The following is a 21,564-nucleotide window of genomic DNA, read 5'->3' as shown; positions in this document are numbered from 1 at the left end:
CATTCCAAAAAAAGTCCAAACCGACTATCGATGCCAGTTTGGATTTTTATTATCTTGATAATATACCTGTAACAAAGCTTCTTGCCCATTGATTCCAAGTAAAAGATGACTTCGACAATTCTTTTACTTGGATAGGAGTAATGAATGTAGCTTCATGTCGGAATTGAGAAGAAGGTTGATTCGCAACAACATCACCAACTTCTACCCCCTGTACAACTTCTACTTGTTCATCAACATGTAACCCAGTCTCAATTGGGCTCTTCATAAGTTGTCCATTCGTATGCAACTTCCATACATGATTCGTAAAAATCGAATCTTCAAATAAGGTAGTGGCACTTAATGCTTCTTCCATGATAATTCCTATTTCAGCATGGTAACCCGGAAGCAGTGCCTCTAAAACTTCTGGATCCTCTTCCGCTATCGATACGGAAAATGGGTACACGCTTGCTGATTCTAAACCTACTTCTTTTGGGTGATCACTTACTTCATTTATTGTACCCTCTAGCGCTATTGGTAGTTCATTTATTTCCATTTGTGTGGCAAGTCCTGCCTCCACCTTTGTTCGTTCTTCTTCCGTAAATTCTCCATCAACTTGAAGTGTTGTATCTTGTATGGTAATTACAGGATCTTCTAAACTGTCTTTTATCTCACTTATTCGACCATCAAAAGGACTATTTACAGTGATTACATTCCCAGATGATTGTAATTCCATTAACTGTGCTTCTAGACTCTGTAATTCCGCTGTTTTCTGAGAGAGTTCGTTTTCTTTTTCAATCAGGTATTGTTGCCGTAACAATTCTGCCTCTACGGTGTTCTGTGGGAATTTAATTTCAAGCTCTTCTTCATTTAGTGTCACATCACTTGGTGTACCAGTAGCACCTTCAGGAATTTGAAACATTTCCATTTGTGTGATAGCAGACTGTATAGCTGCAAGTTCCCCTTCTACTTGAGACACCTGTTGATTCAAATTTACTTCCGTTTCATAATAACTTTGGACTTCATAGGAGAATAATGGCTCACCACTCGTCACCATATCCCCTTCCTGCACCATAAACTCTTGAAATACACCACTGGTTGTATCAAAATAGATGTGCTCTTCACCGGCCACGTCAATCACACCAGGCTTATATAACATTTCTACAAGATCTGCCTCATGGCTATTTGTCCAGCTATGTACAAATGATACACGATCTATTTTTTCTTCTTTATCAAATAAAACGAGAACAAAATTCACTACAACAAACACAGTAATCGAAAACCACAATATATGCTTCTTATATTTCCTCATCCAAACCACCCACTTATGATGTATGAATCAACATTTGCTAAAACACTTGCAACAACCCATCCTAAGAAGTGAATTAAAATAACATTTAACCAAACAAAACGGTTTCTCACATCGGAATACTTCGCCAAAAAATTTGCTTGAAAGTATATAATCCATAATTGAAATAATGATATCGCTCCAAAAAAGTAAACAATCCAGGAAATATTAGTTATGTAAGAAGCAATTATTCCAAATGAGAGCGGAGATACATACCAACTTAACCCAGCAAGTAAAGCCAAAGGAATCCATAATAATCGCTCTATTAAAAAAACTATTAACGCAGTATGTTGAATAATAATTAGCTTTTTATAAGAAATTCCTGTCAGTAAATAGAATAATAGAGATGGTAAAAAAATAACGATCGCCGCAAACAGAAGCCCATAGACCATTCTGCCTAACACAAACCAAAGTTTACTAGCTTCAAAATCAAAAGAACTTAACCATATTCCGTTTTTAGATATTTCCTCGGAACCAACACCTAAAAAAGCCATTATTCCGTAGATAATCATTGATACAAGTGATAAGGTGACTGTTATCTTCCATAACCCTCGTACTTCCTCTGCTTTATTTAGTCGAAAACTTTCATCTTTTGTCTGAGAAATCATTCGAAACAAACGCGCATAATAAGTCATTTCGTCACATTCCTTTTGCATTATCCATTCTTTTCTTCTAGTTGTCATTTTACCTTAATAACTGATGAAATACTATGAAATTTTCATTAATTTGACAACAATAGTCGTGAAGACCTATTAGAAAAAGTCAGCAAAATATGGTTTGGTTTGTGGAATTATGCGGTCAAGTGTTTCAATTTGTTGTTGCTCTCCTTGGATTAGACCTATCTCCATTAACTCTATCGGACGTTTGTACCCTAATAAAATCGATGCTAACTGTTGTATCGTGATGGAAACCGATAAAGTTGCTTCTTTAGACTTCTTTTCTACATAGATCTGTTTATTATTACTTTCTAGTCGATACGTGCCAGAATTTGATTCTACAAAATCATCTATAATCTCCAAATTAATTGTTAAATCTCCCATAGGTGCTAAAAATGGATATTGCTGTAGAAATTTAGAGACATCGACAATTCTTGCCATAAAATACGGGCTGACTTTTTGTTCAAAACGTGGATCATCCAATAATAATGGCAGTGCATCGTGACCAGCAGCAACCATTTTTACTTCTTTTGCCATAGAGTCATGATTCGAAATAAAGTGGAGTAAACGTTGTCTACTCGCTAGCGTAAGGTGTATGAGTTCCTCTACTTCTAGTATATTTTTCTTAACTTCATACAGAATATATCCATCTGGTTCGCCTTGTGGATCATAGCTAACGGCAATTAACTTCTCTTTAGATAAAATTTTATGCTCCCACCAGTGGAGATCTCTCAGAAGCATTCCGTTAAATTGTTTTGTATATTTTTCATAAATTGTTTCTACTATCGATGTAACATCATTATTCTGCATTCGTCGTATCATACCACTATCTAGCTGCCAATCTCTTTTAAAATGATGCATTGGAATAATGTATTCCTTCTCATCAAAGGTAATCTCCCAACCAAACCGACGATAAAATGGTATAGAGAATGGATGTAAGTAGGATAGTACTTGTCCTTCCTTCTTCATTTCCTGCAAAGCATGTTGAAGTAATTTTCGCACAATGCCTTTTCGACGAAATTCTGGCCACGTAGCAACTGAAGATATACCTCCCATTTTAATTGGCTTACCATGTACAGAGACTTCTAAAGGAACGATATGAAGCTTTGCTGCCAAACGATCATCTTCCATCCAACCCCATACTGCTTCCTTTCGTTTTTCCTTTTTTCTTTCTTCTAATCTTTCCGGTGTTAATTCATACTGAAATGCAAATGCCGATAATTGATAGATTTCATCATTTTGTGAAGATAGCTTTTTTAACAATGGAGAATCCCCCTTTTTTGAAAAATTCGATTACTTTTTCATACTACAATAAAAAGTGAAATTATTTAAGTTAAATTAAAAGACATGCAGAAAAACTCTGCATGTCTCTAAAAATACTACATGAAAATTTGTGTTGGGAAGATATTAAATTACTCTTGTATCCTAGTTGAGAATAGAATACTTAGAGACTCATCAGTCACTCGTGAGAGCTACAGCGTACAGTTTCCCTTTATACAGTTGCAGCTGATGCTTTAATCTTTTCATTACGTTCTTTGAACATTTCATTGTGGGAAGATACCATCGCAAAGTTATTTGCCATTGGGTCAATATACTTTTTCGCTTGGTTTACTGCATTTGCAGCATCTTGAAAAGCACCTGCAATTAAATGAAGCTTCCCTTCATGATGAAGTATATCTCCAGCTGCATATATTCCAGGGACGGAGGATTCGCTATTTGGCGAACCCGCCACAAAGTAACCATCTTTTATCTCTATTCCTAGGGAGGGACTATTGTCTAGCAAATCAATATCTCTGTCATATCCATGATTTATGATGACCTCATCAATTGGAAGGGCTAAGATATCTCCAGATTCATGATTAGTTAACTCCACGTGTTCGATAGACTGATTATTTTCAGAGATAAGTTTTGTGATTGAACAATTAAAGTAACATTCCGCTGAACTTTGCATTAGTTTTGTCACTTGTGCTTCATGTCCGGACAAAACATCCTTACGATATGTCAGATAAACACTTTTCGCAATATCAACTAGCTCGTTTGCCCAGTCAACGGCAGAATTTCCGCCACCAGAGATAATTACTCGTTTATCTTTGTAACGTTGTAAAGATGTTATTTTATAGTTTAGATTCGTCACTTCATATTTTTCTGCACCTTCTATATTTAATCTTTTAGGGTGTAGAATGCCGCCACCAACTGCTACAATGATTGTCTTTGAATAATGAATCTCTCCAGATGCGGTATGTAATTGAAATAATCCCATCTCATTTTTATCAATGGATTCGACTTTTTCATTTAACACAACAGTTGGATCAAACGTCATTGCTTGTTCTACCATTTGCTTTATCACGTTTTCACCTGACATTGGAGTTAATCCACCAATATCCCAAATGACTTTCTCAGGATAAATATGCACCTTTCCACCTAATTCTGCCTGATAATCAATGATTTTTGTTTTCATTTCTCTTAAACCACTATAAAAAGCAGAATATAAACCAGCTGGACCACCACCAACAATCGTAACGTCAAAGACTTCCATTTGCTATTCAACCCCCTAAAAGATATGAAGAACTAAATTTTAGTTAAACTATAATGATAAAACCTCTTAATTGTCATTATAATGATAATGAGAATCGTTTTCAATCTTTTAGAATAAAAAAATTTTACACCTTATACAAGTAGAAACTCTTCGGACAGCCTTACACGTGTATAATTTCTTTGATGCATCATTCTTATCTATGCAAAAGACAGAAAAAAGAACCTGGTTTAACATAATGTTAATCAGATCCTTTTTGTTTTAACGATTAAAACCACTGAGAGTGGAACACACCTTCTTTATCTTTTCGCTCATACGTATGTGCACCAAAGTAGTCACGCTGTGCTTGAATAAGATTTGCTGGTAAATCTTCTGAGCGATAACTATCATAGTACGCAATTGCACTTGATAACGTTGGAACCGCAATACCATGCGCAACCGCTAGGGATACAACTTTTCGTAATGAAGACTGGTAACCTTCTACAATTTCCTTGAAATAAGAGTCGAGCATTAAGTTCGGTAATTGAGCATCTCTGTCATAGGCATCTTTGATCTTTTGTAAGAACTTCGCACGAATAATACACCCTCCGCGCCAAATCATCGCGATATCACCATAGCTCAAGTTCCAATCATACTCATCGGAAGCTGCTCGCATTTGAGCAAATCCTTGCGCATAAGATACGATTTTACTCATGTAAAGTGCTTGACGGATTGCTTCAATAAGCTCCTCTTTACTTTCATCTAATAATACATTCGTCGGTCCATTTAATTCTTTGCTTGCACGAACACGTTCATCTTTTAAGGAAGAAATAAAACGTGCAAACACGGACTCAGTAATTAACGGAAGTGGCACTCCTAAATCAAGTGCATTCTTACTTGTCCATTTTCCAGTCCCTTTTTGACCTGCTTTATCTAGAATTACTTCCACCAGTGGCTTCCCGGTCTCTTCGTCCACTTTAGTGAAGATATCTGCAGTAATTTCAATCAGATAACTGTCTAATTCTCCATCATTCCAATCCTTGAATACGTTATGAAGCTCAGTCGCATCTAGTCCTAGAACATTTTTCATTAAATCATATGCTTCTGCGATTAGTTGCATATCTCCATATTCAATTCCATTATGAACCATTTTCACAAAGTGTCCCGCGCCATTTGGTCCAATATATGTTACACATGGATCATGATCAACTTTTGCGGAAATAGCTTCAAAAATAGGAGCAACTAATTTATATGCTTCTGCTTGTCCACCCGGCATAATCGACGGACCATTTAACGCTCCCTCTTCTCCACCAGATACTCCTGTACCAATGAAATGAATACCTGATTCATCTAATTCTTTATTACGACGAATTGTATCTTCATATAATGTATTTCCACCATCGATAAGAATGTCTCCTTTATCAAGATGTGGCTTCAATGATTCAATGGTAGCATCCGTTGCTGGACCAGCTTTTACCATCAACATGATTTTACGTGGTTTTTCTAAAGAATCTACAAATTCTTCGATTGTTTTTGCACCAACAAAGTTTTTTCCGCTTGCTTCATTTGCTAAGAAGTTTTCTGTCTTCTCGTAAGAGCGATTAAAAACTGCTACGGAAAAACCTTTGCTTTCCATGTTAAGTGCGATATTTTTTCCCATAACGGCTAAGCCGATAACTCCGATTTGTTGTTTCATCAACTCATCATTTCCTCTCTATAATTATTTTGAAATGAATCATTCCCTATTATAGCGAATTTAGTAGTAGGAAACCAATATCCGCATTAATAAATTATAGTCAGTTGGTTTGTAGTAGAGATTACCTCGACTGTGTGATCCCCTTTTGTATAGTAAACAGCCGCACCTTCCCGAGCTCCTTCTTCCCATCCTGCTTGTTCGATAAAGTCCATGTAACTTGATGGAACCCCATTTTCTTCGGATGCTTTAATCCAATTATCAATTTCGCTATGTTGATTCGTATTTATTAAGTCAGCAGCTTTTGGTATAGGAAAGTCATGGTTTGAACTGGAATTCCCATAAACAAACAACCTTGAATATACAATCAATGCACTAAAAATTATAGTTACTACCGTAATGGAAATAATTCGCTTCTTCATTACTATCTCCTCAAATTCTATTGTATAAATGAGTATTCTGGATAATTAATTATACATTAACCAAATTAAGTAAAACTTCATTTAATGAGAGTTTCGGTCTTCCCTCCATTTATCTCTTTCACTTAAGCCTCATAGTCTTGAATTCGGAGTTTACTTTTCTCTACATGCAGGATAAAAGATATACATAGTTAAAATTAAATATTAGCTTAATTATCTTCATACTGATTGATAATATAATACTTTATATAAAAAATAGGAACAAAGGTCAGAATTAACTATCTTTTAGAAGACTAGAAGAAATTAATCACTACAATTACACCCGTACTAAACCACGAAAACCTCTTGAACCATAATAAGAGGAAGCTCCATTATGATAGACAAACACATGTCCATAACGATAATCACAAAATATAGCGCCTCCGGCTTCACGAATATCAGAAGGAGTTTTTATCCAACTTGATGTTTTCATATCAAAGTTACCAAGCTCTTGTAATAAGCGATATTGTTGTTCATTTAATAGCTCAATACCCATCTCAGTAGCAACGTCAATCGCACTATTATCTGGTTGATGCTTTTTTCTTGATTCTAACGCTTCACGATCATAGCAAATACTTCTACGCCCCTTGGGACTCTCTTTAGAACAATCATAAAAAATATATTCATCACTTTCTTGGTCATATTCAATTACATCCGGCTCGCCTTCTGTTCTTTCCATTTCATAGAGAGACCAAAGCTTATCACTATTCGCTTCTAGCCTTGCTTGTACATTTTCCCATTCTATATTTTTATGTCGATTCGGATTCTTTTCAAACCGTACTTTTAACGTTTCTATTAATTCTACTTGTTGTTCTGGCGATAATGTCTTACTATTAGTCAAATTTATTTCCCCTTTCAAGAATATACTTTTTTAAAACATTGATTAATCTATATTGCAATTAGGAGATATATTAAACTAACCGAACTAATTTAGATATTAGAACAGTATTAAAATTATATCTTTCTTATCAAAGTATTTGATTTAGCTGATAAAAGCCAAATATAGTATCTTGCTAAATATAGTTTAACATTATGAAAATTAAATTGTTATTTAAATTAATACTAAACATTGACTAACTTGCAACAATTCTATAATCAACTTAAGGATCGCTAGCTAACTCTATTTATAATTATGTACCTCTCAGTTATAAAACTATACTGATTCTCTTTTTTGTAGACAAGTATAGTGTTCCTTCTTGTTACAACACATTCTATGCCCTCCTATCATAATACATATTATGATTAAAAGAACTGAATCGATTAAACAAGGTTCATAGTAAAATAAACATTTTTAACTAACTATAGTAATGGTCCATTAACTACTCTATGCGCTTTTCTTTTAAATTCTTTCCAGTGTACAAAATGACTTATAAATGATATCTCGTATCGCTGGTACTAGTATGGTACAATGAATTGCATCCTATTGAACTTAGGTAAAAGGTGGACACTCTTATATGAAGAATTATTTGTTTTTGATTATAGGTACATTTTTCTTTGCGGTTTCCGTAGCAATTTTTGCAATGCCAAATTCCCTTGCTGAAGGTGGTGTTCCAGGTCTTGCATTGCTTATGTATCATGGAATAGGAATATCTCCCGCTCTTACTACCTTCATTATAAATGCAGCAACACTTCTTATAGGGTATCGTTACTTACCTAAAGATATGATTGTGAAATCAATCGTAACCATCCCACTCTTTTCTATTTTTATATACATTTTAGAAGACTCCGTTTCAGGAATACCAGATCCACTATTGGCAGCGTTATTTACTGGGGTGTTTACCGGGATTGGTTTTGGATTAATTTTCCGGTCAGGAAGTACCACTGGAGGAACATCGACCATTGCGCGAATGTTAAATTACAAGTTTGGCTGGGAATTAACCGGTACGAACTTTGTACTCGATGCAGCTATAGTTATTTCTGGTGTTTTTGTAATTGGACCTTTATATACGATGTATACAATACTTGCATTATTCATAGGAAAAAGAGTAACAGACTATGTATTAGAAGGTTTTGAATCAAAGAAAGTAGTTCATATTTTCTCTCAAAAAACTGAAGAAGTCGAAAAAGCCATTCAAACTAACCTTGGTGCCCATACAACTGTATTAACGGCCAAAAAGAATGATGATGGTATCGAAGAAAATTTAATTTATGTAGCTATCCCCAAACAACGTCTATTTTACTTAAAGAAGCTCGTTCAAAGTATTGATGAGACGGCATTTACCGTAGTGCACACAGTAAAAGACGTTACTGGCGGAAGTTTCGCAGAAGCTCATCACCCTGGACAGAAAACGTTCCGAGACAATAAAATAGAACAACGATATTATAAAAACCAAGCTGATGAAGAGAATATGTAACGACTCTTTTTATGTTCGCGGAACACAATTATTAAGAAACCAAACTACAATCCAAGATATAATTTATCGAGGCTATAGTTTGGTTTCCAATTTACTGTCTTAAGACACTGTTTTATCCCTCATGTAACAGACAATAATGCCTCTACTGAAAGAAGTTTCACTTTATTGTGAATCAGCTTCATCTTTTATTTCTGAACGTAATCCATCTACACTTTCTTTTCTTCTTTCATTTTTACTCAATAATTCTTCTTTTTCTTTACTGCTTAGTTCCTCTGAGTGAGCATTAATGTAATCTTTTGATTCATTAAGATTTTCTAAAGTGTGGTCGATGGTATTCTGAATCTTTTCAACGTTATCAGATCTATCATCTGGTTTCGGATGAGTCATACTATCCCTCCTTCAGTAATATTCAGGAGTATTTTTTCCATAACCTTGAAATATATTCTTATGAAGAAACGTATTATGACATAAACTTTTATTAATATGGAAAAGTTATTATACAAAGTAAAAATCCCCCACTATAAGAGTTGAGGGTTTTCTGATATTCCAAAAACTTAACGTTTTGGGAAATATACAGATAAATTTTAAGTATATTGATTCCATCGTAATCCATTTATATCAACGTTTTGGCAATTATTATATGGATGAAAATGTATGAAAAAGGATTGAAATTGACATTACGTGAACCAATTTAAACCAAAACGATAAATGCTAGTTGAATACCGAGCTATTCGTTAAATGCACTACCTGAGACATTGACCCTCTTTGATATAAAGAAGTTTACAAATACATAAACAAATAAAGTTCCAATTACAAGAGAGTATATTTTAGAAGTAGAAGTATGGATGAACATTGCGAAATATAGAATAAAAAATTGTATATATAATATAACCGAGACAAACTTTAAGAAAGAATCCTTTCTCTGGGATTTAGGAACAGGATAAAGTAAAACAGTTTGTTTCATCTCATGTTGCAAAGGAATTACTTGAAATCCTGTCATAAATAGAATTAGAAGATTAAAAACCCACCCACTTGTTGACATTGCATAATTAACAAATATGCCAATTACAGTCAGTCTTAAATAAAGGTAAAAGTAATCATTGTATCTTACAAACAAGTGTGAGTATAAATATATGAATGTACTACTCTGACTATATGGGATACACCTTTTCAGAATAATAGTGAGCCAACGTCTACTCCGAAAAGAACGTTTAAGACCAGGGAAATCCATGAAAAAATTAATAAATTTAAAATTTCCTAATAAGGCACTTTCTTCTTCATCTATTAGCCACTGCCAATTCAAATTTCTTTTTTTCCTATAAAGTAAATTAAATAGACGAAATTTATACTCATTAAAGTAAGTTCAAAAATCCAATCATTTTTAAACAAAAAATAACACATTAAGTATATTGAAAAAAACTTATTCAACCTATGTAACACAAGTTGTACACGATTCTCTAACCATTGTTCAATCCACTTCATTAAAATGTTATAAGAAACAATCCCCATTATAACAAAGAAGATTGGAAGACTTATATTCGTTGTGTATAAAAATAGGGATAGTAAAATGATAATTAAACTAAGCGATTTAATTACATCAATAACAATACTATATACAACTGATTTAATAAAATACGGCTTCAATTTCATTTCTAATAGCAACAAAAAGATTATATCTGCCCTTTTGATAAATGTACGAACTTTTGGCTGTATTAAAATAAAGGTTATAAATAATGATAAGATTACTTCAACAGATATTTGAGGAGGTATCCACTGAAGAAATAAATTAAAATAATAGCACTTTGGCCAATTATTGAATAGTACCTAAACATCTTTCTATAAAATTCCTGAACCCTTAAACACCATAATGTTTTTATATCCATTAATACCCCATACTTTCATTGAAAAATATTTTAATGGCACACGAAGATTGTATTCTTTATCATTATTGTTTTAAAGAATTGAATTGCATACTCGCATAAATGGGTACCAATGATATGAACCTACTCCATTTTTCTCCGACCTTATTTGAGTTTATACTCCTTATATTCGCTACAAAGAACAAATAATCCTTCATTGACACCTACCCGTTGAAGCTTAAAGGAATTTATTGAATAAAAATACCTCAATATGCAATACCCCATACATTTACCCTAATAATACTACCGAAATCTACATTTATTAAACGGCAAAAACAATTATATCTTGAAGAAAAAAGGGAGTTATTTCTCCCTAAATATAACCTCTTTCCTTTTTTGTTACGACAGTATGGCTATTATTAAGGTTCCGATCATCACCATTTTATCAATACCTTTTTTATAAAAAGTGTGAATTAAAAGATGTTATATCATTGGATCTATGTATTCAAAGAATAAATTTATCCCCCGTTATCCCCTTTTTTTTAATGGCTATTGTGTTTTCGTTATGCCACAATCGCGCCCGTTAATGGAATAGTACTTTTTGTTCAACCTACTTCTTTTGATAAGTAATCCAAGCAGGACAAGGGGCAAAAGGAAATGTCTTTAATACTTCCATCGCGTAACTATCGGTTGTATCAAATTCACCTACAATAGACCTTACGTTTTGATTAATAGAATATTTTATTTGTTGGAGTATGAGTTGTGGAATTAATCTTTTGAATTGCTTATTCGAGCAACCACACCAGCCTAGTTCATACAAATTTTCAACGTCTGATTCGTGTAGAAAAGAATATGCTAATATCTTTTTTCCACTTGTGTCTAAAAAAAGATAACTGCCATCAAAGACTGTGTCATCTGCTAAAATTAACTTTTTCCATCCATCAGGTTCCATATCTACTACCGGATTCTCTTTATGTGTTTCCTCATAGTTTCTTCTAACAACAAGTGATAATTTCTCCATCAATTCATTGTTTGGTGAGATCTCCGATAATGTTTTGATCATATAATTATTTTTATCATTAAATGGTAAAACTTCCTCTTTAAAGTCAGATACCTGTAGCACCGGCATAAACGTTCTTCTAATTTCCTTAAATCCATTTCTCTCATAAATATTTTTTACGTTAATTGAAGTTTCCCAAATGGATGTTTGCATTGGAGATTCGATTGTTACCGAGCTTTCAACCTTGGATAGTAATTTTTCTTCTACATCATCCATCTTATAAAATAAGTTGCTTAAAATTCGAAAGTAAATACAATATGGATGAAAACTACTTTCCCATCCAAAAATTACTCCTACTAATTTATCATTAATAAATGCGGAGTATGCAAATTTGAATTTAGAATTCTTTACTATACTGAGTAAACCTTCATCTTCAAAGGATAAATCTAACAGATTTTTTAATTGTACTGCGTCTGTCTTATCGTATTCCTTTATAATAATTTGCATATTTGTCTACCACCTAATTGCATTATAGGTATATTCCAGAAACTCGCTCTGATGTACAATGGGCTCTGATCTTTATTCCAGAAAAGCGCCCGTTAATTGAAAAGTTCACTGTTTATAAACAATGAACTTTTGATACTTGTTTTATTCATTGAGGTAGCTGTAAAGCTTACTAATTAAATCTTTGTCTACATCAACCATATAAAGAGAACTCAGCATTTCATTGAGTACTTCAACTATATTCAACGCATTCTTATAAGCAGTTTTCATCTCATTTTCTTTTAATTTTGAGGTTACTGATACATAGTCTTTATACGACTCTGTACTTATATCTTCTTCCAAATTTTTTGTACTGTTTAACCATCGTTCAACCGTATTTTCCTTTACCCTTATCAATTGTAATATAAACTTTTGCACATGGGTTAAAGCCTCCAGAGAACGTGCTAACTCTCCTCTTTTCATCACGTTTACACCCATCATCCAAGCATTCACGAAGTTATTAAAAGCGAAGTTAACATTCTCATCAGTCATTCGATCTGGCCCAGCTCCACCTAAATCATCAAGTAAAGGCTTTAATTGCTCTGTAGAATCGTAAATATACATAGACTCAGTATCTGGAAACACTCCAGTAGGTTTAAAACTTTTTATGACTTCTATTTTTGATACAGGAAGAAAATGGAACTCTCCACGAATCATATTTGAAAAAATCACTACCTCTGTTCCATACTCATTGTAAAAGATCAAGTCAACTGGATAAACTTCAGAGACCCAATGTCTTGAGCTAAAATTCTCTATCTCATCATCTTCAATGAATATATAAAACTCAACATCAGAATACTGATCTCCTTCACCTTTTGTGAAAGATCCATACATCATACACGCTGAAACCAATTCATCTTCAATACATTTCTCTCTAACAGTTTGAATAATTATATTTTGAATTAACATATCTCAATCTCCTTATCTAAATCTAATAATTTCCTTTTCAGATAAGGGATTTATCAACTACTGAACAACAAGAGCAACACATGTATAATGCTCCTTCCTTTCTTAATCAGTATGAGTATAACATAATATATTATTGAGTTGTGATTTTCAATTCAACCTTCATTCCATCCAACAAAATACAAACCTGGTTTTATTTAATATAACCATTGATTATTTATGCCATTAAATGGCCCGATTGTTGAACACCTTTCGTTGTATATAAGCCTTTTTCTGGCATTCTCCAACGAAAAAAACGTTAATCTAGATTTTATCATATATTTTCCCAAATTGAATCTTTACTTTCTCTTTAAGCTCTTTATTTTCTTGTTCTAACCCCTTTAAGCGTTCCCGTAGGGAAGCAATAATAACATCCTTTGATGCGTCACTTATGTTTCGCTTCACCTGTTTACCAGATGATAATCCTTCTTGTTGTTTGCGTAATGTTTCTATTCTTGAACGTAACCTTTAATTCTTATATAAAAATCCTTTAGATACTTTTGCCTGTTCAGCAACCGAATTAAAATTAATATTTAACTGATTTTTAATCATATATTTTAATGCTTCATCTACCTTTTGTATGGAATATTCTGTCTTCCCTTTCCAGTGTTTTAAAATACCTTCTGTGTTTGGAGCTTTATTAGCCATTAGAATTTATCTCCTCACGTTCCTCTTCGACGTATTCACGTCTCCTTTTATCTAAGCCATATATATTTTCACCTTTTTTTAGCCCGTCAACTATATCTTGATATCTTTTTAGCTTAGGTTCAATAATTTCAATCGAGCGTGTTCTTCCAGTTTTCTTATAAATCTTTATATCTGATACAATCTTGGCAATCTGCTCTTCATAATAGGATAAGAATGTTTGGTCCACATGGAAGCTACGACAATTATTTTTGATACAAGGTGGCTCAATTGTTTGGTTTAAAAATTCGCAACTCACTTTTGGGCTTTTCACACAAAATCCATGATCTAACCGTATAGAATCCATGTTATGTCGTATCCATTCGAGTTCTAATCCATTTTCTTCAGCTTGCTGTTTCAAATCAGCCGTAATCACCTCACCTTGAAGATCAAGCCTGATCGCACCAGCTTGTCTGGTCCTTTCCCACTCATTCCTAAGGGTTTTATCATGTATTTGTGTCGAGGAAGTATTATAAAACATCTCGTTACCTTCATTGAAAATAAGTATTCTCATATTTCTTCTTTTATGGATGTACCAAAAGATAATCTGCTAAAGGACTATAAGACATTTTTACATAAAAAAGGAAAACCCTTGCGGAAAAAAGGAAAGAAAATTAATAGCGATTAGTATCACCCCTTCTCAAAAAGGGGCGAACCACCAACCATGAAAGCCCTATTACATTTATAGTAAGTATAGTAAAACAAATAAGCCTTTCACATCAATTCTACAAAACTTAATTACACCAAAAAAAGACCCTTTCCACATAAGTGAAAAGAGCCTTTGAACGTTGGTTTATTAACGTTTTGAGAACTGTTGATTATGATGAAACATAGGCTTTAGCTTTGTTTTGTGTATTGTGTGTGTATTATGTTTAGTTATCCACAGGTTTTTATGGGATATTATTATTAACCCCAATTTAAAAATACATGGTTAAATAAAGATAAATTCCAGCTATCAGAACCATCGCTAATTGTTGCATTTACTGTAACTCCGGTAACCGCTTGGAAAGTATCAGTGACTGGCGCCCAATCATGATGAACATCTATATTATACCAAATTGCTTCATTATAATATATAGTATTCTGTTGTGTACAATATGCGGAACAATCATATCCGGAAGCTCTTGTAGGTCCAGATTGTCCATATGTCATTTGTTCCCCAGAAATGGAATATCCACTGCTTACCGTATATTCAGCTGAAGCCGAATCAAGTGAATAATGTGTTATACCACCAATATTAGATTCAGTCCAATTAACTCTACTTACTACACTAGCTCCTTGACCACTATCTTCCTTTTCTTGACTCCCAGTAACTGCCAATTCAGCTTCTGAAACCTCACCAACTATAGTAGTTTCATAGGATTTAGTTCCACTGTTCTTTTGTATAGTATTTAGTTCCTTAGTGTTTGCTTGAACAGGAATTTCAAGTTCACCATTTTCACCTTCAACTTTCAGCTCTGCTTCTTCTTCTAACTGTCGATCAAAGGTTGATAAATCCGAATTTCCTTCCTTTACTTCCTTAATCACTTCTTCAACATCTTTACCAAAAACATCTTTTTCACTTAATTTAACTTCTTGAGGATTTTCGTTGGCACTTACTCCGGAAACCCAAACTAACATTACGACAAAACTTAGTAACAAAGTGCTTACTTTTTTGAAAAAAATTCCTCCTTTTTGTAATATTTGTCACCATATTGTCATAAAATTTAAATTATGTCAAATTATTCCAAAATTAATTCTTCCTTTTCATTATCGTTCCAGAATATATCTAATTGAAACGAATTATCTTTATATAATGGGAGTTCGTTTTCTGAGATTGAAATATTTATTTTAGAATCTTTTTCAAGTTCACTTTTCGAATATTCTAATCTAGAATCGCCAAGATCTATATTTACAGAGAAATCTTCAATCTGATTTAAATTATTAGCTGGAGTTACAACAATTTCTCCACCTATTTCACCTTTCTTTTCGATTAGATCTACATGCCAATTCTCACTATCTCCTGTTTTTATAACTTTTTTTTCTTCACCGGTTATGTCTTCACCATTATTACAACCAGCAAATATGACACTAGATAGTACTAGAAATAGTATTAATTTTTTCATAAAGCACCCTCCAATATTAGCTTATGTAATAGTGTAACATATCGGAATAATACAAATTAAATGCCTTTTGAAATAGTTAAATATCTCTATGTAATAAGTATATAAATAAGCCACTCTTATTCGAGTGGCTCGCCAAAATATATTTAAGTATCATGTCTTCCACATATCCTCTGTCTATTTCATCCTCTGCATTGGATAAACATTTAATATGTACCATTGTCCTTAAATTTCCAACAATGACACCATCTTTTGATTTCAATTCTTTTTTACAACATCCACACCAATATGAACCCAATAAAGTCGCCATAAAATCCCCCTCATTATAGTTATGTATACCTAAATTCTATAAAAACAGAGATTTTCCTTCTATAGTATAGTAACTTCTAAAATCACATTAAAATTTATTCTTGTATAGTCATTGAGCTTACTTTTTTGACTACAGAAACATACTTATCTTGATAATTTATCTTATCCACGTAACCTTTTATATTGTGGTAATCATAATTTGAATAATACTTTATATTAATGAAAAGATTGTACAATTAGTTGTACAATCTTTGTTTATTTTAATCAGTAATAATTGTAGGTTCATCCTCTATTATATTATCAGTTTTAACACCCATACTAGATACAACGACTATTGAGAAAGCTAAAGAGCATCCAACTATAACATACCCGAGAATTTTGTATCCACGTGTTTTACTTCTAAATATAAGAAAGCACCCTAATACGAATATAGACAATAAGATTAACCATAACATCAAAAGTCAACTCCAATGCTGTTTATTTGTTATATTAATTATAATCCGTATAGTCGTAAGAACCGTCTGGATAGCCTACTATCTGAGATCTTAGATACCAATTTTGTATATTAAACTTTGCAATATCTAATGAAAGATGAGCTTGGAGAGACGAAACTGATCAGAATTCTGGAAGATATAGCTCAGATATTAAACCCTCCTAATTTTTTTACGACTTCACCTTAACATACTGAACTAATTTTTTAAAGGATTACCTTTATTCTGAATTCTTAAAACTAATGAGTTCAAATAATTCATATATAGGTGGTTTCTTCTCTTTATATAGATATATTTGTAAATAAACTTAGAGGGAGGTTATTAAATGAGTTTAAAGTCGAAGATATATAAAATGTTGAGGATTTGAAACGATGTTGATGCTGTAAGTAAGGGGAAAATAGGTAAGCGAATTGGAAGACGAATTACTGGACGTATAGCAGGTAAAGGAATAGGGGAAGTTGTTTAAATAAGTCTTAGGCAACTAAGACTTATAACACCCAAGTATATAAAATTGTATTGAAGAATACATTGCCATCTAAGTATAAAGTATCGACTAAAAAAGGATACAACAAAATAATTATTGCTTTATCAATAATAAGCTAACTAGTCAATTTTTTCTAAGTTCTTTAAAAATAGAAAATGCACTTCCAACAGCTATTAATATACCAAATATTATATACCCCAACTGCCCGTCTATTGCATAAGCAGTAATTACCCCTACTGCTACAATTAAGATAATAATATGAAAGACAAGTTTAAATATCTTATAATCTTTTGTGTCACTCATTCTCTTCCTCCTATGTTGGTTAGGTTTACTACTCCACCATTATACAGGAAAAAAGTCTAGAAGTTAAACTAGACTTTTTTCCTGTATTGTTGATAGTTTATCACCAAAAAACATATTAATAATATAAATCCAAGATTCTAATAATAAAAATTATCAAAATTTAAATATTAATCATTCTTCAAAGGTAAAATCCACCATGCTACTGATTTAATAGCTCTCCACATTCTTATTCCTCCTTTCTAAATTCATGTCTTACTTAAGAGCCAAACCTAGACCAAAATCCCGCGATAAAAGAAATAGCTTTTATCATATGTAATCCCCTCCTTGGTAATTAAGGCTCATGCATATAGTACTAAATTTTTTTTGGTAAATCAACCCAATTTTGTATTTTTTTGTATTTTTTTGTTTATTTTATATTGTTTATATTCTATAATTACTTTAGCCATGTGCCACGAAAAGCATTATTGTAGAAAAATATGACCACACTTTAATATATGGTTTTTCAGATAAATGGACATAAAAAAGGCCCACTAAAAATAGTGGGCTGAAAAAAGAATTTTTAGAAATAACACCATAGGTATATTTTACTACTATTCTGATAATATGTAAAGCCCCCACTAGGAGGGCTTTTAATTCTATTATACTAATGAAAATAATTGTTAAGTAGCTTTCCAACTTTCAATTATATTTAAATGCCAATTAGAAAAATAAGGTCCCCAATAAGTTGTAGATACAACTGATATAGTATTACTCCCCACTCTAATCGGTCCACCACTTTGACCTCCACTAATATCAGCGTCGTGTACTAAAACACCCGAATCATTATCTAGAGTCTGTATGTTTCCAGGTGATCTATACATATACCATAACCTTCTATTATTTTGGCCAACTTCTGTTTCATCCCCAGGATACCCTATAGCATTCATCCCTGTCCCAACCGTATTCCACGTACTAGTTGTTAACTGATTTCCATGACTTCCATTTACTTTTATAACGGCGAAATCATATGCTACTGCACTATAGTATATATTCCCAGGAGTAGGAGGAGTAGGAGCATTTACATATGAATTTACTATCCAAACATTTGTTGCACTACTCATTCCATAAGGAGTTTCATATCCATTTTCACTTGGAATAGATACAAAGGATTTATGGAAAGAGTCTGCGTGTTTATCATAGACACAATGAGCTGCTGTTAATATATGTGTAGGAGTAATATAGGAGCCAGAGCAAGAGCTAACTTTGTCATCGTGTCTTAAAATTGCAATTCTAGTGGTTGCATTGTACGGGGTAGCTCCTGTTGTATTAGTAACTCTGACGCGTTCTTTAGAAAGCACATCAAATTCTAATAATACATTATTAATTGCCGATTCCATTTCAAGATTATCTTCAATAGGTACACTTTCTCCTTTAATGCTTATAGAAGTCGGATTTTCTTCATCTGAAAATTCAGATAAATTAGCTTGTGAAAACTTTTCCACATTATTTTTTTTGAATTCCTTCTTTAATTGTTCTATCTCTTTTTCAGTAAAAGAATCTTCGATAGGCAACTCACCTATTCGATTATCATTCACTGATTCAGCATTTACAATTGATGGGAGTGCTAATAAAAATAGTATTGCGATAAATATTTTCTGATAGAGTTTCATACTATTATATCCCCTTTCATATTTTAATAGTATAATAGAATTATTAATAATATAATTTATTCATAATTTTTTGTCAAATTTTACACTTTTTAGTATTGAGAGGATTGATAAAATGAGAATGGTTGTAATTATTATAGTATTATTAAGTGTACTTTTATTTTCCTGTAATACTTCTGAAGATGACTTTTTAGTGAATGTGCTTATAGAAATTGATGGAGAAGAAGAAAATTATATATTGGAGATTTCTACATTAGATAAGCCCAAGCATATGGACTTTACTTCTGGTTCTGAATTTTTCCTATATGAAGACAAACCCTTAAACCTAAAATTAGAAGAAAATATAAACTATAGTATTGTAATTTATAGCACAACACAATATTTAAAAACTGATAATAAATACGGTGATCAATTAATGAACTATTTAGATAAACATTTACTTGAAAAAGAAATATCACTAAATGAAAGTGATAAAGAAATTATTATCGAAGTAGGTAACATAAATGAATAAACAGATAAAAGGGGCCAATGAAATATATATGGCCCCTTTCATTTATCCTTTATAGAATCTTACATACTTCGAATTAGCAGTAATATATAGACCACTCTTAATTTGGTACATATGACCACCGCCAACCTTGAACTTGTCACGAATAACGGTAAATACTTCTCCCTTATTTACAATAACAGCTTTATCATCCCAATCTGCGCTGTTATAAGTCCATAGCGAATGAGTAATGATTTCAACATATTCATTACTTCCTCCACTGTTGGACTTTCTTTTAAGATTAAAATAATTGGCAATAGCCTTCGCTAAGTCTTTTCCTGTTTGTTTAAGAACACTATTGCTACGCATACGTTTAATATCTGTTGTGGAATCCATAAAGCCACCTTCTACTAAAATTGCTGGCATACGAGATTCTCTTAACATATGGAAATTTGCTGTCTTGATTCCTCTGTCACGTAATTGCATTGCATCTACGATTACAGGATGGATTTTCCTTGCTAAAGCAGAACCTCCAGAACTACCATGGTAACAATAGGTTTCGGTACCGCCCCAACTACCCCACTTACCTGTATTCGCATTATGATGATAAGAAATTAAAATATCTGCACCAAAGTTATTAGCCCCAGTTGTTCTAGTGGATAATGATACATCCGTTTTTCCTGTTCGGTCATCTAAACGTAATACTTCCGCATTCTCATAATTTTTCAATTCATCAATAGCTGCAGTTACAACTTTATCATTGAAAGACCATTCTCTTTCACCATCTGGTGTACGTTTACCTGGTGTGTTATATCCATGTCCTGCTCCAATTGCTATCTTTGGCATTATAAAATTCCTCCTTTAATTTTAAGAAAAATAAAAACACCCTAAACGGTGTTTACTTGATCAAGCTATTACGTTTTAATACTTCTTTTTGGCTTTTACCTCGTGCTGTAATATAGTTGTTTTTGAACCATGCCCATACAGTTGCTACCCCTGCCAGTATCTCAGCAATAATCTCTTCACTCACAACTGGAATTGGTTGTAACCCATAGTTAGAAAGCAACATATTGATCCATGCAATAGCAAGCGCAATAGTACGAATAATTGTAGATTTATCCATGCTTTTCACCCCCTTTCAATTAGGCTCCAATACCAAATGTTAATAAGAAATATAAAATTTGAAATACAAAAGCCCCAATCATCGTGATTAGGGCAATCATTAATCTTCTATTATTGTTTTGAATGGTTTCTACATCTTTTTCATTCTTTTTCGAACGGTAATCTGCATCTGAAGCAGTCTTTTTTGTTTTTTCTACGGTTTCCTTCATATCTGTTAATTGATCTATTTTTCCGTTTAACTCAGCCATGGAAACTTTTACATCTGTAAGGACGTTCATAAACTCCTTCATTTCTTCCATCTCCTTGGTTTCTGGCATGCTCGACCCCCTAACTACCTAAAATTGAGCATAAAAATAACGCTTATTCAGCGTTTTCCTCGTTTGTCTTATTATCATTGTTATTTTCATGTAACTTTTTTAGCTGTGAAGATAAACTCTCTACATCTACCTCTAATAATGCGATATGCTCCGATTTCTGCCCTAATTGCTTTTTTAGCTTATCAATGACTCCAAAGGATCTTAATAATTGTTGTTGTAGCTCCTCTTTCGACATATTTTGCATTTTTTGTTGGAATCCTTCCATTTAAACCTCT

Annotated in this window: 23 protein-coding genes and 1 pseudogene; 2 read left to right on the top strand and 22 right to left on the bottom strand. The window is 32.9% G+C overall.

Annotated elements, in window-relative coordinates; genetic code table 11:
- Positions 1–49 precede the first annotated feature (49 nt).
- The 7 genes from C794_RS00675 to C794_RS00645 form a co-directional block, all read right to left on the bottom strand.
- Complete coding sequence (locus C794_RS00675) at positions 50–1,288, bottom strand: efflux RND transporter periplasmic adaptor subunit (RefSeq protein WP_017795219.1); 1,239 nt, start codon at positions 1,286–1,288, stop codon at positions 50–52.
- Complete coding sequence (locus C794_RS00670) at positions 1,285–1,959, bottom strand: hypothetical protein (RefSeq protein WP_017795218.1); 675 nt, start codon at positions 1,957–1,959, stop codon at positions 1,285–1,287. The genes C794_RS00675 and C794_RS00670 overlap by 4 nt, the downstream gene beginning before the upstream one ends.
- A gap of 117 nt (positions 1,960–2,076) precedes the next feature.
- A complete protein-coding gene (locus C794_RS00665; protein ID WP_017795217.1) occupies positions 2,077–3,243 on the bottom strand; it encodes a GNAT family N-acetyltransferase in 1,167 nt (388 codons plus the stop codon).
- A gap of 229 nt (positions 3,244–3,472) precedes the next feature.
- The gene (locus C794_RS00660) at positions 3,473–4,516 is read right to left on the bottom strand and encodes an NAD(P)/FAD-dependent oxidoreductase (RefSeq protein ID WP_017795216.1); all 1,044 of its coding nucleotides are present in this window, start codon (positions 4,514–4,516) and stop codon (positions 3,473–3,475) included.
- 265 nt (positions 4,517–4,781) lie between these two features.
- Positions 4,782–6,188, bottom strand: a complete 1,407-nt coding sequence (gene gndA, locus C794_RS00655) for an NADP-dependent phosphogluconate dehydrogenase (RefSeq protein ID WP_017795215.1) — start codon at positions 6,186–6,188, stop codon at positions 4,782–4,784.
- An 86-nt stretch (positions 6,189–6,274) separates the two neighbouring features.
- On the bottom strand, positions 6,275–6,607 hold the full coding sequence (locus C794_RS00650; protein ID WP_017795214.1) for a hypothetical protein: 333 nt from the start codon (positions 6,605–6,607) through the stop codon (positions 6,275–6,277).
- A gap of 313 nt (positions 6,608–6,920) precedes the next feature.
- Positions 6,921–7,484, bottom strand: a complete 564-nt coding sequence (locus tag C794_RS00645; RefSeq protein ID WP_017795213.1) for a DUF4256 domain-containing protein — start codon at positions 7,482–7,484, stop codon at positions 6,921–6,923.
- A 613-nt stretch (positions 7,485–8,097) separates the two neighbouring features.
- Here C794_RS00645 and C794_RS00640 point away from each other — a divergent pair.
- A complete protein-coding gene (locus tag C794_RS00640; RefSeq protein WP_017795212.1) occupies positions 8,098–8,997 on the top strand; it encodes a YitT family protein in 900 nt (299 codons plus the stop codon).
- Between the two features lie 162 nt (positions 8,998–9,159).
- Here C794_RS00640 and tlp read toward each other — a convergent pair whose 3' ends face one another.
- From tlp to C794_RS00575, 11 genes and pseudogenes are all read right to left on the bottom strand, one after another.
- Positions 9,160–9,384 (bottom strand): small acid-soluble spore protein Tlp, encoded by a 225-nt coding sequence (tlp, locus tag C794_RS00635; protein WP_017795211.1) that lies wholly within the window; start codon positions 9,382–9,384, stop codon positions 9,160–9,162.
- Positions 9,385–9,724: 340 nt separating this feature from the next.
- A pseudogene (locus C794_RS21315) lies at positions 9,725–10,782 on the bottom strand (ABC transporter permease); the annotation flags it as partial.
- A gap of 684 nt (positions 10,783–11,466) precedes the next feature.
- Positions 11,467–12,363, bottom strand: coding sequence for a hypothetical protein (locus C794_RS00620; protein ID WP_017795208.1), 897 nt, complete (start codon positions 12,361–12,363; stop codon positions 11,467–11,469).
- A gap of 141 nt (positions 12,364–12,504) precedes the next feature.
- Positions 12,505–13,308 carry a hypothetical protein gene (locus C794_RS00615; RefSeq protein WP_017795207.1) on the bottom strand — a complete coding sequence of 268 codons (804 nt, stop codon included), beginning with the start codon at positions 13,306–13,308 and terminating at the stop codon, positions 12,505–12,507.
- Positions 13,309–13,812: 504 nt separating this feature from the next.
- Positions 13,813–13,992 carry a DUF6262 family protein gene (locus tag C794_RS21265; RefSeq protein ID WP_017795205.1) on the bottom strand — a complete coding sequence of 60 codons (180 nt, stop codon included), beginning with the start codon at positions 13,990–13,992 and terminating at the stop codon, positions 13,813–13,815.
- Positions 13,985–14,509, bottom strand: coding sequence for a hypothetical protein (locus tag C794_RS00605; protein WP_017795204.1), 525 nt, complete (start codon positions 14,507–14,509; stop codon positions 13,985–13,987). The genes C794_RS21265 and C794_RS00605 overlap by 8 nt, the downstream gene beginning before the upstream one ends.
- A 425-nt stretch (positions 14,510–14,934) precedes the next feature.
- On the bottom strand, positions 14,935–15,648 hold the full coding sequence (locus C794_RS00600; RefSeq protein WP_195891531.1) for a hypothetical protein: 714 nt from the start codon (positions 15,646–15,648) through the stop codon (positions 14,935–14,937).
- Positions 15,649–15,749: 101 nt separating this feature from the next.
- Positions 15,750–16,133, bottom strand: a complete 384-nt coding sequence (locus tag C794_RS00595; protein ID WP_017795202.1) for a hypothetical protein — start codon at positions 16,131–16,133, stop codon at positions 15,750–15,752.
- A gap of 76 nt (positions 16,134–16,209) precedes the next feature.
- Positions 16,210–16,440, bottom strand: a complete 231-nt coding sequence (locus C794_RS00590; RefSeq protein ID WP_017795201.1) for a hypothetical protein — start codon at positions 16,438–16,440, stop codon at positions 16,210–16,212.
- 1,097 nt (positions 16,441–17,537) lie between these two features.
- Positions 17,538–17,717: a hypothetical protein gene (locus C794_RS00580; RefSeq protein ID WP_017795199.1), complete on the bottom strand. Its 180-nt coding sequence runs from the start codon at positions 17,715–17,717 to the stop codon at positions 17,538–17,540.
- Between the two features lie 659 nt (positions 17,718–18,376).
- Positions 18,377–19,366, bottom strand: coding sequence for a trypsin-like serine peptidase (locus C794_RS00575; RefSeq protein WP_017795198.1), 990 nt, complete (start codon positions 19,364–19,366; stop codon positions 18,377–18,379).
- 112 nt (positions 19,367–19,478) lie between these two features.
- On the opposite strand from C794_RS00575, the gene C794_RS00570 reads away from it, so the two are divergent.
- Entirely contained in the window at positions 19,479–19,874 is a 396-nt protein-coding gene (locus C794_RS00570; protein WP_017795197.1) for a hypothetical protein, read from the top strand.
- A 42-nt stretch (positions 19,875–19,916) separates the two neighbouring features.
- On the opposite strand, the gene C794_RS00565 is transcribed toward C794_RS00570, so the two are convergent.
- Genes C794_RS00565 through C794_RS00550 form a run of 4 tightly spaced genes read right to left on the bottom strand, consistent with a single transcriptional unit; the run spans position 19,917 to position 21,554 of the window.
- The gene (locus C794_RS00565) at positions 19,917–20,696 is read right to left on the bottom strand and encodes an N-acetylmuramoyl-L-alanine amidase (RefSeq protein ID WP_017795196.1); all 780 of its coding nucleotides are present in this window, start codon (positions 20,694–20,696) and stop codon (positions 19,917–19,919) included.
- A gap of 52 nt (positions 20,697–20,748) precedes the next feature.
- Entirely contained in the window at positions 20,749–20,973 is a 225-nt protein-coding gene (locus C794_RS00560; protein ID WP_017795195.1) for a phage holin, read from the bottom strand.
- 19 nt (positions 20,974–20,992) lie between these two features.
- Complete coding sequence (locus C794_RS00555) at positions 20,993–21,289, bottom strand: hypothetical protein (RefSeq protein ID WP_017795194.1); 297 nt, start codon at positions 21,287–21,289, stop codon at positions 20,993–20,995.
- A gap of 43 nt (positions 21,290–21,332) precedes the next feature.
- The gene (locus tag C794_RS00550; RefSeq protein WP_017795193.1) at positions 21,333–21,554 is read right to left on the bottom strand and encodes a hypothetical protein; all 222 of its coding nucleotides are present in this window, start codon (positions 21,552–21,554) and stop codon (positions 21,333–21,335) included.
- Positions 21,555–21,564: the final 10 nt, after the last annotated feature.

The organism is Oceanobacillus kimchii X50 (assembly GCF_000340475.1).
Classification (GTDB): Bacteria; Bacillota; Bacilli; order Bacillales; family Amphibacillaceae; genus Oceanobacillus; species Oceanobacillus kimchii.
Note: the sequence above shows the minus strand (reverse complement) of the source record. Positions and strands in the feature narration are given on the sequence as shown.

What these genes read in the sequence shown, in the direction of transcription:
- C794_RS00675 (WP_017795219.1), bottom strand. Translation starts at nt 1,288, where the DNA reads ATGAGGAAATATAAGAAGCATATATTGTGGTTTTCGATTACTGTGTTT.
- C794_RS00670 (WP_017795218.1), bottom strand. Translation starts at nt 1,959, where the DNA reads ATGACTTATTATGCGCGTTTGTTTCGAATGATTTCTCAGACAAAAGAT.
- C794_RS00660 (WP_017795216.1), bottom strand. Translation starts at nt 4,516, where the DNA reads ATGGAAGTCTTTGACGTTACGATTGTTGGTGGTGGTCCAGCTGGTTTA.
- gndA (WP_017795215.1), bottom strand. Translation starts at nt 6,188, where the DNA reads ATGAAACAACAAATCGGAGTTATCGGCTTAGCCGTTATGGGAAAAAAT.
- C794_RS00650 (WP_017795214.1), bottom strand. Translation starts at nt 6,607, where the DNA reads ATGAAGAAGCGAATTATTTCCATTACGGTAGTAACTATAATTTTTAGT.
- C794_RS00640 (WP_017795212.1), top strand. Translation starts at nt 8,098, where the DNA reads ATGAAGAATTATTTGTTTTTGATTATAGGTACATTTTTCTTTGCGGTT.
- tlp (WP_017795211.1), bottom strand. Translation starts at nt 9,384, where the DNA reads ATGACTCATCCGAAACCAGATGATAGATCTGATAACGTTGAAAAGATT.
- C794_RS00620 (WP_017795208.1), bottom strand. Translation starts at nt 12,363, where the DNA reads ATGCAAATTATTATAAAGGAATACGATAAGACAGACGCAGTACAATTA.
- C794_RS00615 (WP_017795207.1), bottom strand. Translation starts at nt 13,308, where the DNA reads ATGTTAATTCAAAATATAATTATTCAAACTGTTAGAGAGAAATGTATT.
- C794_RS21265 (WP_017795205.1), bottom strand. Translation starts at nt 13,992, where the DNA reads ATGGCTAATAAAGCTCCAAACACAGAAGGTATTTTAAAACACTGGAAA.
- C794_RS00605 (WP_017795204.1), bottom strand. Translation starts at nt 14,509, where the DNA reads ATGTTTTATAATACTTCCTCGACACAAATACATGATAAAACCCTTAGG.
- C794_RS00600 (WP_195891531.1), bottom strand. Translation starts at nt 15,648, where the DNA reads ATGTTAGTTTGGGTTTCCGGAGTAAGTGCCAACGAAAATCCTCAAGAA.
- C794_RS00595 (WP_017795202.1), bottom strand. Translation starts at nt 16,133, where the DNA reads ATGAAAAAATTAATACTATTTCTAGTACTATCTAGTGTCATATTTGCT.
- C794_RS00590 (WP_017795201.1), bottom strand. Translation starts at nt 16,440, where the DNA reads ATGGCGACTTTATTGGGTTCATATTGGTGTGGATGTTGTAAAAAAGAA.
- C794_RS00580 (WP_017795199.1), bottom strand. Translation starts at nt 17,717, where the DNA reads ATGAGTGACACAAAAGATTATAAGATATTTAAACTTGTCTTTCATATT.
- C794_RS00575 (WP_017795198.1), bottom strand. Translation starts at nt 19,366, where the DNA reads ATGAAACTCTATCAGAAAATATTTATCGCAATACTATTTTTATTAGCA.
- C794_RS00570 (WP_017795197.1), top strand. Translation starts at nt 19,479, where the DNA reads ATGAGAATGGTTGTAATTATTATAGTATTATTAAGTGTACTTTTATTT.
- C794_RS00565 (WP_017795196.1), bottom strand. Translation starts at nt 20,696, where the DNA reads ATGCCAAAGATAGCAATTGGAGCAGGACATGGATATAACACACCAGGT.
- C794_RS00560 (WP_017795195.1), bottom strand. Translation starts at nt 20,973, where the DNA reads ATGGATAAATCTACAATTATTCGTACTATTGCGCTTGCTATTGCATGG.
- C794_RS00555 (WP_017795194.1), bottom strand. Translation starts at nt 21,289, where the DNA reads ATGCCAGAAACCAAGGAGATGGAAGAAATGAAGGAGTTTATGAACGTC.
- C794_RS00550 (WP_017795193.1), bottom strand. Translation starts at nt 21,554, where the DNA reads ATGGAAGGATTCCAACAAAAAATGCAAAATATGTCGAAAGAGGAGCTA.